Source organism: Oscillibacter acetigenes (assembly GCF_025567605.1).
Classification (GTDB): domain Bacteria; phylum Bacillota; class Clostridia; order Oscillospirales; family Oscillospiraceae; genus Oscillibacter; species Oscillibacter welbionis.
Genome location: NZ_JAOQKG010000007.1, coordinates 150,792 through 165,121 on the forward strand (window position 1 = coordinate 150,792; position 14,330 = coordinate 165,121).

Here is a 14,330-nt window from a genome sequence, read left to right on the forward strand (position 1 = left end):
ATGGTCACGCTTCCATAGATTTCAAAAGCGCCTGGGCCGCCCGCTCTCCGTCATAGTCGGAGTCGCTGCCCCAGTCGTAGCCCACCTGGCTGAATATGCCGAAGATCTCCTGGCCCTCCTCGGTCTGGGCCAGCTCAATGAAGGACTCGCCCACTGCCTGCCGGAAGGCTTCGTCCGCCATGGTGTCAGAGGTCTTGCTGTACGCGATCATGTCGTTGTAGATGCCGTCCGTCACACCGATCACGCCGGTCTGCTCCACCATGGGGGCTGTGCCGCCGAAATCGGATTCCCAGATGGGGGCGTTCTTGATGCGGATGTGGCCGTAGGACACCATCACATCCACCTGACCGGCAGCCAGCCGGGCCACGGAGGTGGTGTGGGAGTCGCACTCCACCACATTGTCCAGATCGCTGATCCCCTTACCGTAGTGCTCCTGCAGCCACAGGGAGGGATAGATGTACCCGGAGGCGGAGGTGGGATTCAGCACCGCCCAGGTGGCGCTGTTCAGGTCGTCCCAGGTCAGCTCCTCCCCGGCGTTGACCTTGGAGAGCAGCTCCTGGCCCTTCTCGCTGGGACCGGCCAGCAGGATACAGCGGTAGTAAGTGCTCATGTCCTCTGTGTTCTCCTCGATGGTGCCGTCGTTCCAGTCGGCGGGGTTCTCAGAGTCCTTGTTGATGGCATAGCGCAGAGCGGTCAGCAGCACATCGCAGTCGTCGGAGAAGAGCACGTAGTTGCCGCCGGAGATGAAGCCCAGGTCCGCGCTGCCCGCGCTGAGGGCCTCGCCCACGGCGGTGTAGCTGGTGCCCACGGTCATGTCGATCTCGCCCACGTCGTAGCCCTTTTCCAGAAGCTTTGCCTTCAGCAGCTGCTCCAGCGGCTCCGTGGACTCGGAGATGAGGTCGGCGTCCGCATAGGGAGAAAATGCGATTTTCAGAGAGTCCACCTGCTGTACATCGGTGTCGGACGGAGCCTCCGCCGTCTCCCCGGCGCCGCAGCCGGCCAGGAGTCCGGCGCACAGCGCCAGGCTCAACAAAAGTGCGGAAATCTTCTTTTTCATGGGAATCCCTCCAGTTTAATTTTCTGCGCAAAACAAAACGGGCACGCGCCTCATCAGCACATACCCGTTCAGACCTTCACGCAGATGCTGATGCCCCCGCTTCCGCCTGGGAAGCCGGGTGCGGTCGGCCCTTACTGGGACCCTCTCAGCCTGGAACACAGGCTCCCTCGCAATCTGGTTCTTGTCATCTATGTGAGCGTGGCGCCAGGGAGCTCCCCCTTTCGCCGCATTCCTTAAACCTCGGCCAGTATAGCACGCTGTACAGAAAAAAACAAGAGTGGAAATTTTCCCCCGGCCGCCAGCTGGCGGCCCGCCGAAAGGAACACCTGTCCGGCATCGGGTGGGCGCGAAGAGAACCCCGCTGGAGGGGGATGGCTCCGGCGGTCAGAACAGCATGGCCAGCGTCCCGGCCACAATGAGGGCAAGACCTGCGGCGGAGCGAGATGTGAGCCTCTCCCGAAACACCAGCCGGGAAAAGGCCACTGTGACCAAAATGCTCAACTTGTCGATGGGCACCACCACGCTGGCGGGGCCGCTCTGAAGCGCCCGGTAATAGCACAGCCAGGAGGCCCCGGTGGCCACGCCGGACAGGCAGATGAACGCCAACTCCCGCCGGGGCACCTGCCGCACCGCACCGGCCTTGCCTGTCACCAGCACCATGAGCCAGGCCATCACCAACACCACACCGGTGCGGATGGCGGTGCCCAGGTTGGACTCCACGCCCTGAATGCCGGCTTTGCCCAGGATCGCGGTGAGACTGGCAAACACCGCCGAGCCGAAGGCGTAGAGCATCCAGCTCCCGCACTGGGGTGCACAGCCGGCGGCGGGGGACCTTTTCTCCAGCATCAGGAAGGTGCCTGTGCCGATCAGCACCACCCCGATCCCCTGAGGCAGGCCGATGGGCTCCCCCAGCAGAAAAAAGGCCAGCAGGATGGTGAGCACGGTGCTGGATTTGTCGATGGGCACCACCTTGTTGATGTCACCCAGCTGGAGGGCCTTGAAGTAGCACAGCCAGGAGGCTCCGGTAGCCAGGCCGGACAGCAACAGAAAGAGGAGCGTTGTGGGGCCGATGTTCCGGATCTCCCCCTGGGAGCCCACGACAAACACCATGGTCCACGCAAAAACCAGCACCACAAGGGTGCGGATGGCGGTGGCCACGGTGGAGTCGGTCTTCCGGATGCCGCACTTGGCCAGAATGGCCGTCACACCGGCGAAAAGCGCGGATCCAGCCGCGAAGAGAATCCACATACGCATTCCTCTTTTCTGATGACTGCCCCTTGGACAGTGCGCCCTCGATGCCGCCCCCTGCGGAGACGCCGTGCCCCCGGATGGCACATCCGTGCTTCACGCCGTTCCGGCGGTGGTGCAGGCAGCCAGGGCGGAGCTCCCTCCGGCGCGTTGCGCCGCCGCCGGACAAGAGCAGGCGGCCGCCCTCCGGTAGGCTCCGGCAGTCGACACGGTCCTGATCGTTTGCACCGTTTTCAAAAATATCGGGGGAGGGCCGGACGGGGGGCGGCGGAGGCTGCCGTACCTGCTGTGATCTCCAGCCCTGCACACTGCGGTGCGCCGGGAAGCTGGACGTTTGCCCGTAAAAGCCCTGACAGGGCGGGGGCCGCGGCCGGAGAAAGGAGCGGCCGCGGCCCGGCGGCCACCAGCGATCTCAGTATGGATATTATACCACAATATTTGCCGCCCGCGCATCCATTTTCAATCAAGTGTGCGGACTCTGCACCGGGGAGCCATCCGGGTGCCTCTTGCGCTGCGGCAGCGGAGAGGCGGGACTTCCGGCTATGGCCTTTGCGAATTGACGCAGGGGACGTGACGGGACGGCGGGTTCAGTGTGTCTGCCGCTGCCACAGAACTTCCGCCTGTGCCCGTAGCGGGAAGGTGCGGTTGGGGCAGGACAGCAGCTCGTACAGGATGTTGAATTCCCGGATGGTCACGGGGATCTCCGCTCCAGCAAGAGAGGCCGTCAGCGCGTCGGCATACAGAAGAAGTCCGTCCACGGACAGCTTCCGGCTGGCCTCAATATTGGCCCGGCGCAGCAGTGCCCGCACCCGCATGAGCAGCCCGCTGAAGTCGCCGGGCTTCACCATATAGTCGTCAATGCCTGGGTCGTACCCCTTCTGAAAACTCTCTGGGGAAATGTACCATCCTGCCACAGCACCCAACTGGCTGCGCTCTGTTAACATGTGTCCTCTTTCCGAAATTTTTGCTGCCCGGCGGGGGCTGCGGGACCCGGATTGGTGAAACGTAAAAAAGAGGCACCCCCTGAAAATTATGGCGCATTCAAAAAATGGTGGTGAAAACGGGAGGAAAAGATGTTATAATATCTAAAACACAGGAGGACAGCCGCCTTGGACTTGAGAGAGTATATTGCGCCCGACCTTTTAGAGAAGTTTGAATTTTACAGCTATAATCACGCGCTTGAGATTATCACACAGGCATTTCCGGCGGAGTGGAGCGAGATTGTGGACTGCCTGCGTCAGCTGCGCATCACTACGGACGATCTTCGGGAGTCCGGCGGAAACGAGACCAAGATCCCCAAAAAGTTTGATGATGTGCTGTATCCCCGCGGATGGCGCGAGATCCGCATTTCCGGCGACCTCCACATCAAGTTCTATCCGCGGCAGGCCGAACAGCGGGGACGCTTTTCCCAGGAGCCGTTTGAGGAAAAGGTCATACCCGGGTATATCGACGGACATAATATCGACTTTCTGAAAAACCGGATCGCCTTCGATCTGGAGTGGAACAGCAAAGATCAGACGTTCGACCGGGACCTGCTGGCCATGCGGACGTATTATGACTGCGACCTTGTCAGTGCAGGGATCATCATTACGCGCTCTGCCGAGCTGAACGACATCTTCAAAACCATTTACGACTATGACGGAAAGACCCGCCAGTGGAAACCCATTCTGCGGAAGTACGGGGCCAGCACCACCTGGATGGGGAAATTGACCTATCGCTTGGATTCCCGCAGGAACGGCGGATGCCCCATTCTGGCAGTAGGCATCAGGAAACCGTGCATCACAGATTGGGAGGAAGGGTACATCGATGAGCACAATCCAGGAAACATCTGAAAATCTGCTGCGTTTCTGCGGCGATCAAAAATACGCCACCATATATGCCGACCCTCCCTGGAGGTTCCAGAATCGGACCGGGAAGGTAGCGCCTGAGCACAAGCGGCTGAATCGCTACGAGACCATGGAGCTGGAAGACATCATGGCGCTGCCGGTGGCACAGGTGGCGGCGGAGAAGAGCCATCTGTATCTGTGGGTACCCAATGCCCTGCTTCCCGACGGCCTTGCGGTCATGAAGGCCTGGGGATTCGAGTACAAGGGCAATATCATCTGGGAGAAGGTTCGCAAGGACGGAGAACCGGACGGCCGGGGTGTGGGGTTCTACTTCCGGAATGTGACGGAAATTCTGCTCTTTGGTGTCAGGGGCGGCGGGAACAGGACGCTGCCCCCGGCCAGGTCCCAGGTGAACCTGCTGCGGGCACAGAAGCGGGAGCACTCCAGAAAACCGGACGAATTCATCCCCCTGATCGAGCGATGCTCTCCAGGGCCGTTTCTTGAGCTGTTTGCCCGCGGGGACCGGGAGGGCTGGGCCATGTGGGGCAATCAGGCCACAGCGGAATATGAACCCACATGGAATACCTATAAAAACCACACGAAAAAACCGGAAGACTGCCGGGAGGAGAGAGCTTCCCGCTCCTGATGACCCGAAGAACAGGGCGGACCGCGCCGTTCCTGTGGGGCAGAATATCGGAAAAACGGCCGTGCGATTTTTGATCGCACGGCCGTTTTGCGTCTGCGGGCCAGGGAGGAGGGGAGCGGCTGCCCGCCATCCAATGCCCGGCACTGCAGGCCCCGTTCTACCGTTGGGCAGAAGTTTCCCGGGCAGGGGGGAAAGCGGCTCCATCCAGGCATCTGGATGGAGCCGCAGTGGTTTGCGGGTATAAATCTTACTGCATAAAGCTGCCGTCCACCATCTGGTCCAGGTAGCCCTGATACTTCTCCTGAACATCGGCGGGCACCAGGTCGCTGAGGGCACCCGCGGACAAGGCACCGTTCTGCAGGGTGCCGTAGATGACCTCGCCGCCGAAGGAGCCATCCTCCACAGCCTCCATGCACAGGCCCACAAGGGAGGCATTGTCCGTCACCTGGCTGCCGATGATGCACTCGTTCTGGCCCAACAGATCGGAGGGCTGGGCGATGTCATAGATGCTCACGGAGCCGCTGGCGGCATTGGCTTCGTCAATGGCCTGCCGTGCGCCGGAGTCCACAGCGGAGGCGTCGCCAAAGAACACATCAGCGCCCTGGTCGATCATGGCCTTGGCAAACTCAATGCCCTTGTCGGCGGCGGAAAAGTCGCCGGAGTAGACCACATCCAGAGTGGAGACGGTTTTGCCCTCCTGCTGTCCCACATAGGCGGCGGCTTCCTTGAATCCGTTATACTTGCCCAGGGTGGTATCCAGTTCCATGGCGCCAATGAAGGCCACCGTGCCGCTCTTGGTCATAAGACCGGCCAGGGCACCGGCGATCCAGCCCACCTGCTGGGCATTGGGCAGCAGGGAGGTCACATTGCCGTTGACGGCTTTGGCGGGAGTGTCCTCGCCGCCGTTCAGCAGGGCGAAGGCCACATCGGGGAACTCCTCCGCCGCCTGAAGGACGGCGTCGGTGTACTGGTTGCCAGGGGCGTAGATCAGGTCATAGCCCAGGTCACAATAGGAGATGATGGTGTCATAGTAGGCAGACTGGGCGATGCTGTCGGAGACCTCCGTGGCCCAGCCGCGCTCTGCGGCGGCATCCACCATGGCGTTGTAGCAGGACATGCCCCACCCGCCGTCGGAGATGCTGGAGTCGCAGATCATGGCCACCCGGTAGCTGCTGTCGCCGGAGTCTTCGCCGGTTTCTCCGCTGGACGTGTCAGTGCCGGAGGTGTCGGTACCGGAGCCGCCGCACGCCGCCAGCGACAGGCACATGACCAGGGTGAGAAGCAGAGCCAATAATTTTTTCATGTTCTTTCCTCCCAATTCTTCATAAATGTGGATGCCTTCTATTGATAACAGCCGCGTGGGCGGCGATTATCCTCAGCGCTCCTCCTTGAGATAGGGCTTGCCGGAGCTCTTGGGGCCGGCCTTCTTCATGCCGATGCCGGCCAATACCACCACGGTGGCGATGTAGGGGATCATCTGGAAGAACTGATAGGGCACGCCGAAGCTGCCCACCTGCAGCCGGATCTGCAGCGCGTCGCAGAAGCCGAAGAACAGGCACGCCAGCAGCACGCCGGCACCGCTCCACCGGCCGAAGATCACCGCCGCCAGGGCGATGAAGCCCCGGCCCGCCACGTTGCCGTCCACGTAGGTGTTGGCGTAGCAGGTGGTGAGATAGGCACCGCCGATGCCGGCCAGGGCGCCGCAGATGACGCAGGCGGCGTACTTCACGCCAATGACGTTGATGCCCAGAGTTGCCGCCGCCTTGGGATACTCGCCCACGGCCTTGTAGTTCAGGCCGGACTTGGTACGGTTGAAGTAGATAACCGTGAAGATCACCAGGCCGTAAGCCAGGTACACCATGGGCGTCTGGTCCAGCAGGAGGCGGACCAGGAAGTTGTCGGAGGTGATGCCCAGGGAGGAGGACAGCGTGTTCATCAGACCCACCTGCACCAGCTCGGACCCGGCGCCGAAGTAGACCCGGTAGATGAAGGCCGCCAGGGCCGGGGCGAAGATGTTGATGGCCATACCGTAGACGATCTGCTCCGCGCAGAGGGTGACGGTAGCGTAGGCGAAGATCATGTTCACCAGAATGCCCACCGCCGCGCCAGCCAGCACGCCCAGCATGGGGCTGCCGGTGATGAGGCTTACCAGAAAGCCCACCAGAGAGCCGATAGAGGCCAGGCCCTCCAGTCCGATGTGGACCAGGCCCGCCCGCTGGGAGTACAGCTCCGCCAGCGCCAGAAAGATCAGGGGCGTGGCCATGCGGACGCTGGAGAGGATGATGTTCATGACAAATTCCATATCAGGCCGCCTCCTTCCGTCTCTCCGTCAGCCTTCCCAGGAACGCCTTGAATCCGGGCAGCTTCACCATGGCCAGACCCGCCACGGTGAACACGATCACCAGGGCCTGGATGATGTCGGATACGCTGGTGGGCACGCCGGTGGCCGCCTGCATGGTGGTAGAGCCCACCCGCAGAGCTGCGAAGAAGATGGCCACCACAATGGTCGCCAGAGGATGCAGCTGACCGATCAGGGCCATGGCCACGCCGTCGAATCCGTAGCCGTTGCCGAAGCCGTTGATGAGCCGGAACTGGGTCCCCAGCAGCTCGGCGCTGCCGCCCAGGCCGGCGATGGCGCCGGAGACGATAAAGCTCATCAGGATGTACTTCTTCACCGCGAAGCCGTTGAACTCCGCCGCCGTCATGTTCAGGCCCACGGCCCGCAGCTGGAAGCCCTTGGAGGTGTAGAACAGGAAATAGTACACCAGCAGTCCCACCGCCAGGGCGATGACGAAGGCGGAGGTGACCCGCAGGCCGAAGAGGCGGCTGAGCTGAGTGGCCTCCGGCACGGCCTGCGTCTGCGGAACGCTGCCGTCCCGCAGCCAGTCGGTATATACCACGCCCATGAACAGCGTGGCCACATAGTTCAGCATGATGGTGATAATCATTTCATTCTGGCCACGGTAGACCTTCAGCAGGCCGGAAATCAGGGACCAGAGGCCGCCAGCCACGGCGCCGCCCACCAGACACAGGAGAATGGCGGGCAGTCCTTCGATCCCGCTCTGGGTGGCAATGTAGCAGCAGACGATGGAGCCCATCAGGAACTGGCCCTCACCACCCAGGTTGAACACGCCGCAGCGGTATGCAAAGCAGGCGCACAGGCTGGTGAAGATCAGCGGCGTGGAGCGGGCCAGGGTGGTGCCTACGTTCCGCAGGCTGCCGAAGGCACCGATCCAAAGGGACTCCAGCGCCACAAAGGGATTGGCACCCAGCACGGCCATGATGATGCACCCGATGACGAAGGCCAGCAGGATGGAGATGATGGGTACCAGGAAACTGACGAGTTTTCCGCTGTTTTTCATGCGTTCTCCCCCTCCTTATTTCCCGGCCATGGCCAGGCTGATCTCCTCAATGGGAGGATTTTTGCCGGAGAACACGCCCATGATCTGCCCCTCGAACATCACCACAATGCGGTCGGAAACCTCCAGGATTTCGTCGAAGTCCGCGGAGATCAGCAATACGCCGCAGCCCTTGTCCCGGGCCTCGATCATGGTGTCGTGGACGAAGCGGGTAGCGCCGATATCCAGGCCCCGGGTGGGGTGGACGGCCACCAGCAGGTCCGGGCTGCCCTCCAGCTCCCGGGCCAGGATCACCTTCTGCTGGTTGCCGCCGGAGAGGTTCCGCGTCTCCTGCTCCACAGAGGTGCAGCGGATGTCGTACTTCTCCTGCATCTTCAGGGCGTAGTCCCGGATGGCCTTTTTCTTCAGAAAGTAGCCCTTGGCACTGGAGAACTCCGGAGAGTCCGTGGCCTTGAGCACGATATTGTCCTTCACGGACATATTGCCGATGAGGCCCATCTTGTTCCGGTCCTCCGGGATGTGGGATACATTTTCCAGAATAAAGCCGTTGGGGGTGAACTGAGCCACCTTGGAGCCCTTCATGTCCACCTCACCGCCGTCCGGCGTCAGCACGCCGGTGACCACCTGGGCCAGCTGGCTCTGGCCGTTGCCGTCCACGCCGGCAATGCCCACGATCTCGCCCCGGCCCACGGTCAGGGAGACGCCGCTGAGCCCTGCGTGCTTGGATTCTTTGTGGTAGTCCACGCTCCGCATCTGGATGACGGGATCGCCCGGCTCCTCCACCTTGCCGTAGTGGGAGGGGGCCAGCTCCCGGCCGATCATCAGGTTGGCCAGCTCCTGGCCGTCGGTCTCGGAGCGATCCAGGGTGGTGATGACCTCGCCGGTGCGCAGAATGGTGATACGGTCGGAGATCTGCAGCACCTCCCGCATCTTGTGGCTGATGAAGATGACGCTTTTGCCCTCCTCCGTCAGCTTATGGATGATCTGGAACAGTCCCTCTACCTCGATGTCTGTCAGGGCGGCGGTGGGCTCGTCCAGAATCAGCAGCTCCGCGCCCCGATACAGGGTTTTCAGGATTTCCACCCGCTGCTGGGCGCCCACGGCAATCTCCGTGATGGGCCGGTCCAGCTCCACGTCCAGACCATAGCGCTCCGCCAGATCCAGGATTTCCTTCTTCCGGGCCTCCTTGTCGATGAAAATGCCCTTGGTGTTCCGGTCCCCCAGGATGATGTTCTCGAACACCGTCATGGCCTCCACCAGCATGAAGTGCTGATGCACCATACCGATGCCCAGCTTCACCGCCTGGGCGGGAGAGTCGATGCGGACCTCCTTCCCATTCAGGAAGATCTTTCCCTCTGTGGGCTGGTACAGCCCGATGAGGACGTTCATCAGCGTGCTCTTTCCCGCGCCGTTCTCCCCTAACAGGGTATGTACCTCGCCCTTGCGGACGGACAGGTTGATGTCCCTGTTGGCGTAGAAATCGCCGAAGCGTTTGCTGACGTGCTCCATTCTCAGTAACTCATCCAAAGTTTCAGCCCCCTCCTTACATGCGGTGCTTCCCCATGCGGGCAAGCATCAGCTCCTTTTTCTCCTGCAGCGTGCAGACCATGGGCTCCGCCCAGGAATACTGCTGCATGAACACCCCCTGAAACTGGCAGATGGCGTCCTCATCGCCGCTCATGAATGCCTGAAAATCCGAGTCCGCCAGGTCCATCCGCACCCGCAGGCTCCCCCGGCTGCGCAGGAACATCTCCTCCGCGCCATAGTCCCGCAGGGTGTCTGCCAGCTCCTTGATGGTGCGGCGGTAGCCGGTGCCGTCGGCGTTCTCTCCCCATAGGTTTTCCACGATCTCGTGAATGGACACCGGCCGCCCGTCCCGATACACGCACAGGGCCATCAGCTCCTTGGCCTTGCCGGAGCGGAAGTGCACCGGCTCGCCGTCCACCAGCATGTCGAAGGCCCCGAAGGTGTGGAAATGGATGCGCTTGCACTGGCGGCGGCGCAGCAGCTTGGCCCGCTCCATCACATCGGCGATGTCCTCCCGGTCAAAGGGCTTGAAGATGATGTAGTCCGCCTTCATCTTCAGCGCCTCCACCGCAAACTTCGGGTGGGCCGTGGCGAAGACGATGATGATGTCGCTCCGCAGCCGCCGCAGGGCCTGGGCCAGATGGATGCCGTCCATCCCCGGCATGTCGATGTCCAGCAGGGCAAAATCCACCACATGGCCGGCGGCGTACTCAATGGCCGCGTTGGGATCGGTGAATTTCCCCACAATTTCAAAATCAGGCATGTCCGCACATTTCAGCTCGAAGAGCTGCAGATCCAGCAGCATGTCGTCCACCAGAATGGTTTTCAATCGCGGTCACCCCTGTCTCATGTTTCTATTGTACCAGATGGAGCGTACGGAAACCGTACGCTTTCAGGTCGATTTTGAAAGATTTTCCATGTTTTTCCCCCGCTTTCCATAAGTCAGGACAGCCTGTGTGCCCATGCCCACTGTGCTGGTGATCCGCAGCTCGCTGCCGGGGAAGCGGGCTATGCGCCGCCGCACATTCTCCAGCCCGATGGAGCCCTTCTCTCGGACAGCTTCCAGGCCGAAGCCCACGCCGTCGTCCGTCACCGTGACCTGCCAGTGGTCCGGCAGCTCTTCCAGCTTCAAAGAGACGGTTCCGCCGCCCACCTTGGGCTTGATGCCGTGGAGGATGGCATTCTCCACAATGGGTTGGATGGTCAGCAGGGGGATGGGAAAGTCCACGTCGGGAATCTCGTAGACCATGTGCAGCCGGTCCCCCAGCTGCTGCTGGTTGATATCCGCATAGGCCCGGACCGCCCGGATCTCCTCCCGGAAGGAGCCGATCCCGCCGTCGGCAGTGACGGAGTCCAGTGTGAACCGCAGGTAGCGGGCGAAGTCTCCGGCCATTTTGTAGGCCGCCTCCGGCTTCAGGACGATCAGGGCCTGCAGAGCGTTGAGGGTGTGGTAAAAGAAGTGGGAGCGGATCTGGTTCAGCAGCATATTGCCCTGTTCCCGCTCCAGCTGCTCCTGCAGCTGCTGGATGGCCCGCTGGGATTTTTCCAGCTGCAGCTGCCGCAGCCGGCCCGCGTAGTAGACGCCCGCCGCAGCCAGCAACGCCACCAGCAGGCTCACCGCCACCCCCAGCCACAGGCTGATCTGGAGATACCAGGGCCGCAGGGGCGCCAGGGAGACGGTCCAGACAGAGTTGAACAGCTCCTGCGCGTGGTCCACAGTCCGCACACCCTCCGGCAGCGGGTCCGCCGTCTCGAGAATCACCTGTTTCTGTCCGTCGTCCGGATTGATGCGCCAAATTTGGCAGGCGAAGCCCTGGGCATTTACCCGCTCCACGGAGCTTCCGGACAGGGCGGCCGGAAAGTCCAGCGTCACGGAGACAATGCCCCAGAAATACCGCTGGCCCTGTTCGTCCGTCAGAAAGACCGGCAGCCGCCCGGCGATGCCCAGGCCGCCCTGGATCAGCTGGAAGGGGCCGGCGATATACAGCGCCTCTTTTTCGATGGCAGCTTGAGCCTCCAGATTGCCGGCCCCGTCCCCGTACATGTTCAGCCCGACGACATCCTCGTTTCCCTCCAGGGGAAAGACACCGTCCACGATCCCGTCCGGCGCGAAGAGGACGTTTCGCACATAGTCCTCCCGCAGCAGGACATGGGCGACCCTGCCGAAGTCCGAATAGTCCCCGCTGGTCTGGATGAGATAGGCCTCCAGAACGCGGGTTTTGCTCATCTCGGAGAGCATAAACTCATACGTCTCCGCCCCGATGGCGCTGGCGACATAGCCCATGCGGTCCCGCTCCTGGTTCCGGCGGCTCCACTCCATGCAGCCAACAAGCACCAGTCCGGCCGCCAGGGCCAGTACAAAAGCCCGTCCGGCGTGAATCAGAGGCGTCCGCTTTGCGGTCCGCACCAAGGCGATCCCTCCCTTTTTTTGGCACCTGCCTTTTTTATTAAAGAATACGTCAAATCGGCCCGCAATGCAAGCAGAGGGCCGGGGCCTATCCGTCGGTGTCAGAGCAGTGTTCTGCCGCGCAAAATCCATTGGATACATAGACAGCCGGCCGGAAGGTAAAATATAGAGGATAATTGTACGGGAGGCGATATGCAGTGCAAGACTATACCATCACAGGAGAACAGCTCCAGGCGTTCAGGCAGCGCCTGGTGTGGGAGGAAAAGAGCCCCGCCACCATCGAGAAATACCTGCGGGATGCGGCGGATTTTACCGCCTGGCTGGACGGCCGGGCGGCGTCCAAGGCGGCGGCGGGGGCCTGGAAGGCCGCCTTGCTGGAGGCGAAGCTGGCGCCGGCCACCATCAACGTCAAGCTGGCGGCGGTCAACCGGTTCCTTGTATTTCTGGGCTGGCCGGCGTTTCGGGTGAAGCCCCTGCGCATCCAGCGGCGGCTGTTCCGGGACGACAGCCGGGAGCTGACGAGGCCGGAGTACCTCCGCCTGCTGGAGACCGCCCGCACCCAGGGCCGGGAACGGCTGGCGCTGCTGCTGGAAACCATTTGCGGCACCGGAATCCGGGTGTCCGAGGTGCGCTATGTCACCGTGGAGGCCGTGTACCGGGGAAGGGCCGAAATCTCCTTGAAGGGCAAGATCCGGACCATCCTGCTGCCGGGCAAGCTCTGCCGCAAGCTCCTCAAATACGCCAGGAAACAAAAAATCGCTTCCGGCGAGATTTTTCTCACTAGAAACGAAAAAGGCATCTCCCGCCGGCAGATCTGGGCGGAGATGAAAGCGCTGTGCGACAAGGCGGGCGTGGCACCTAGCAAGGTGTTTCCCCACAATCTGCGGCACCTGTTCGCCAAGACGTTCTACCGTGTCTGCCGGGACGTGGCCAGGCTGGCGGACGTTCTGGGCCACTCCAGTATTGAGACGACCCGGATTTACCTGATCTCCACGGGCACCGAGCACGCCGGGACTCTGGCACGGCTGGGGCTGATCTGTTAGAAATAGGACAGAATCGCCATTCCGATGCGGATGGCTGCAAAAAAATAACTAGACATACATAATTGATTTTAACAGTAACCAAATTCTAGCACAAAGCACCGCCAGCCGCAAGAGCTTTTACCGATTTGGGCAGCATAAAATGGCCGGAAAAGCGTCGAATTTTGTCCGGCTGCTGTCTTTGCGCCATTTTTGAGCCCGCGCAGGCTGCGCGGGCTTTTTTGCGCACATTTGCCCCTGGTCTGCAGGCCCTGTTTCGGTCCCTTACAGGAGGAAATGGCGATTCTGTTGACAGGAGGCGGGGAGATGAGGAGTCCAGAGGCTCTGAAGCCGCGGGAGACACACCGCACACCGGACTGGCCCGGCGCCGAGCTCAGCATGGAGACCATCCGGGCTTATCTGGCGGACCTGTCCGGCAGGGGACGCCGCAAGGGCACGGTGCAGATGTACAGTGCCAAGCTGCGGGCCCTCTATGACTACCTGCCCCCGGACAAGCAGATCTCCCGGGGAACGCTGGCTGCTTGGCGAGCATTCCTGCTGGAGGCAGGGTATTCCCCCAGCACCGTGAATACCCACCTGTCTGCCGCCAACGGGCTGATGGAGTACATGGGGCGGCGGGACCTGCAGTTGGTGGGGCAGCTGGAGGCGGACAAGGGCCTCCAGCCGGAACTGAGCCGGGTGGAGTATCTGCGGCTGCTGCAGGCTGCCAGGATACTGGAAAAGGAGCGGACCTACCTGCTGGTGAAAATATTCGCCCTGGCGGGCATCCGGGTGGGGGAGCTGCCTCAGGTGACCGTTGAGCGGGTGCGGGCCGGGCGCCTGCCGGTCCGTACCGGCAGGGAGCGGCGATACGTCCCGTTGCCCGCCTGTCTGCAGGGGGAGCTGCTGGACTACGCCCGGCGGCAGGGCCTGACGGCGGGGCCGGTGTTCTGCACCCGGAACGGGAAAGGCATGAGCCGGACCCAGGTGACGGAGGAGATCCAGACCCTGTGTCATGACGCCCGGGTAGAGGAGGAAAAGGGAACGCCCCGGTGCCTGCGGAAGCTGTATCTGGCTACCCGGGCGGAGGTGGAGCGCGGCGTGCGCCTGTTGGCGGAGCAGTCCTACGAGCGGATGCTGGACACGGAGCAGCTGGCCGCCGGGTGGGCGGAGGGAACCGGTCATTCCATCCATAAGGATGTTTACATATAAGATCACTGAAATATAAAAGGAGGAGAAGT

General features: G+C 61.8%; 13 protein-coding genes. 4 read left to right on the plus strand and 9 right to left on the minus strand.

Annotated elements, in window-relative coordinates; translation table 11 throughout:
* Positions 1–4: 4 nt before the first annotated feature.
* From OCV80_RS14625 to OCV80_RS14635, 3 genes are all read right to left on the minus strand, one after another.
* The gene (locus OCV80_RS14625) at positions 5–1,057 is read right to left on the minus strand and encodes a PhnD/SsuA/transferrin family substrate-binding protein (RefSeq protein ID WP_267288530.1); all 1,053 of its coding nucleotides are present in this window, start codon (positions 1,055–1,057) and stop codon (positions 5–7) included.
* Between the two features lie 384 nt (positions 1,058–1,441).
* Positions 1,442–2,305, minus strand: a complete 864-nt coding sequence (locus tag OCV80_RS14630; protein WP_025545424.1) for an EamA family transporter — start codon at positions 2,303–2,305, stop codon at positions 1,442–1,444.
* Between the two features lie 587 nt (positions 2,306–2,892).
* On the minus strand, positions 2,893–3,249 hold the full coding sequence (locus OCV80_RS14635; RefSeq protein ID WP_136891221.1) for a response regulator transcription factor: 357 nt from the start codon (positions 3,247–3,249) through the stop codon (positions 2,893–2,895).
* Positions 3,250–3,414: 165 nt separating this feature from the next.
* On the opposite strand from OCV80_RS14635, the gene OCV80_RS14640 reads away from it, so the two are divergent.
* Both OCV80_RS14640 and OCV80_RS14645 read left to right on the plus strand, forming a co-directional pair.
* Positions 3,415–4,137, plus strand: a complete 723-nt coding sequence (locus tag OCV80_RS14640; protein WP_021750324.1) for a BglII/BstYI family type II restriction endonuclease — start codon at positions 3,415–3,417, stop codon at positions 4,135–4,137.
* Positions 4,112–4,777, plus strand: a complete 666-nt coding sequence (locus tag OCV80_RS14645; protein WP_021750325.1) for an MT-A70 family methyltransferase — start codon at positions 4,112–4,114, stop codon at positions 4,775–4,777. Before OCV80_RS14640 ends, OCV80_RS14645 begins: the two co-directional genes overlap by 26 nt.
* A 247-nt stretch (positions 4,778–5,024) precedes the next feature.
* On the opposite strand, the gene OCV80_RS14650 is transcribed toward OCV80_RS14645, so the two are convergent.
* The 6 genes from OCV80_RS14650 to OCV80_RS14675 all read right to left on the minus strand — a co-directional run bounded on the left by OCV80_RS14650 (position 5,025) and on the right by OCV80_RS14675 (position 12,070).
* The gene (locus OCV80_RS14650) at positions 5,025–6,080 is read right to left on the minus strand and encodes a BMP family protein (RefSeq protein ID WP_021750327.1); all 1,056 of its coding nucleotides are present in this window, start codon (positions 6,078–6,080) and stop codon (positions 5,025–5,027) included.
* A gap of 72 nt (positions 6,081–6,152) precedes the next feature.
* On the minus strand, positions 6,153–7,079 hold the full coding sequence (locus OCV80_RS14655; RefSeq protein WP_021750328.1) for an ABC transporter permease: 927 nt from the start codon (positions 7,077–7,079) through the stop codon (positions 6,153–6,155).
* 1 nt (position 7,080) lies between these two features.
* Complete coding sequence (locus OCV80_RS14660) at positions 7,081–8,139, minus strand: ABC transporter permease (RefSeq protein WP_021750329.1); 1,059 nt, start codon at positions 8,137–8,139, stop codon at positions 7,081–7,083.
* Between the two features lie 15 nt (positions 8,140–8,154).
* Positions 8,155–9,663: an ABC transporter ATP-binding protein gene (locus OCV80_RS14665; protein WP_119311703.1), complete on the minus strand. Its 1,509-nt coding sequence runs from the start codon at positions 9,661–9,663 to the stop codon at positions 8,155–8,157.
* 16 nt (positions 9,664–9,679) lie between these two features.
* A complete protein-coding gene (locus OCV80_RS14670) occupies positions 9,680–10,492 on the minus strand; it encodes a response regulator (RefSeq protein ID WP_021750331.1) in 813 nt (270 codons plus the stop codon).
* Between the two features lie 63 nt (positions 10,493–10,555).
* The gene (locus tag OCV80_RS14675) at positions 10,556–12,070 is read right to left on the minus strand and encodes a histidine kinase (RefSeq protein WP_249390900.1); all 1,515 of its coding nucleotides are present in this window, start codon (positions 12,068–12,070) and stop codon (positions 10,556–10,558) included.
* A 197-nt stretch (positions 12,071–12,267) separates the two neighbouring features.
* Here OCV80_RS14675 and OCV80_RS14680 point away from each other — a divergent pair, with 197 nt between their 5' ends.
* Positions 12,268–13,113, plus strand: coding sequence for a tyrosine-type recombinase/integrase (locus OCV80_RS14680; RefSeq protein ID WP_136891220.1), 846 nt, complete (start codon positions 12,268–12,270; stop codon positions 13,111–13,113).
* 303 nt (positions 13,114–13,416) lie between these two features.
* Positions 13,417–14,301, plus strand: coding sequence for a tyrosine-type recombinase/integrase (locus OCV80_RS14685; RefSeq protein WP_158629747.1), 885 nt, complete (start codon positions 13,417–13,419; stop codon positions 14,299–14,301).
* The last annotated feature ends 29 nt before the right edge of the window (positions 14,302–14,330 follow it).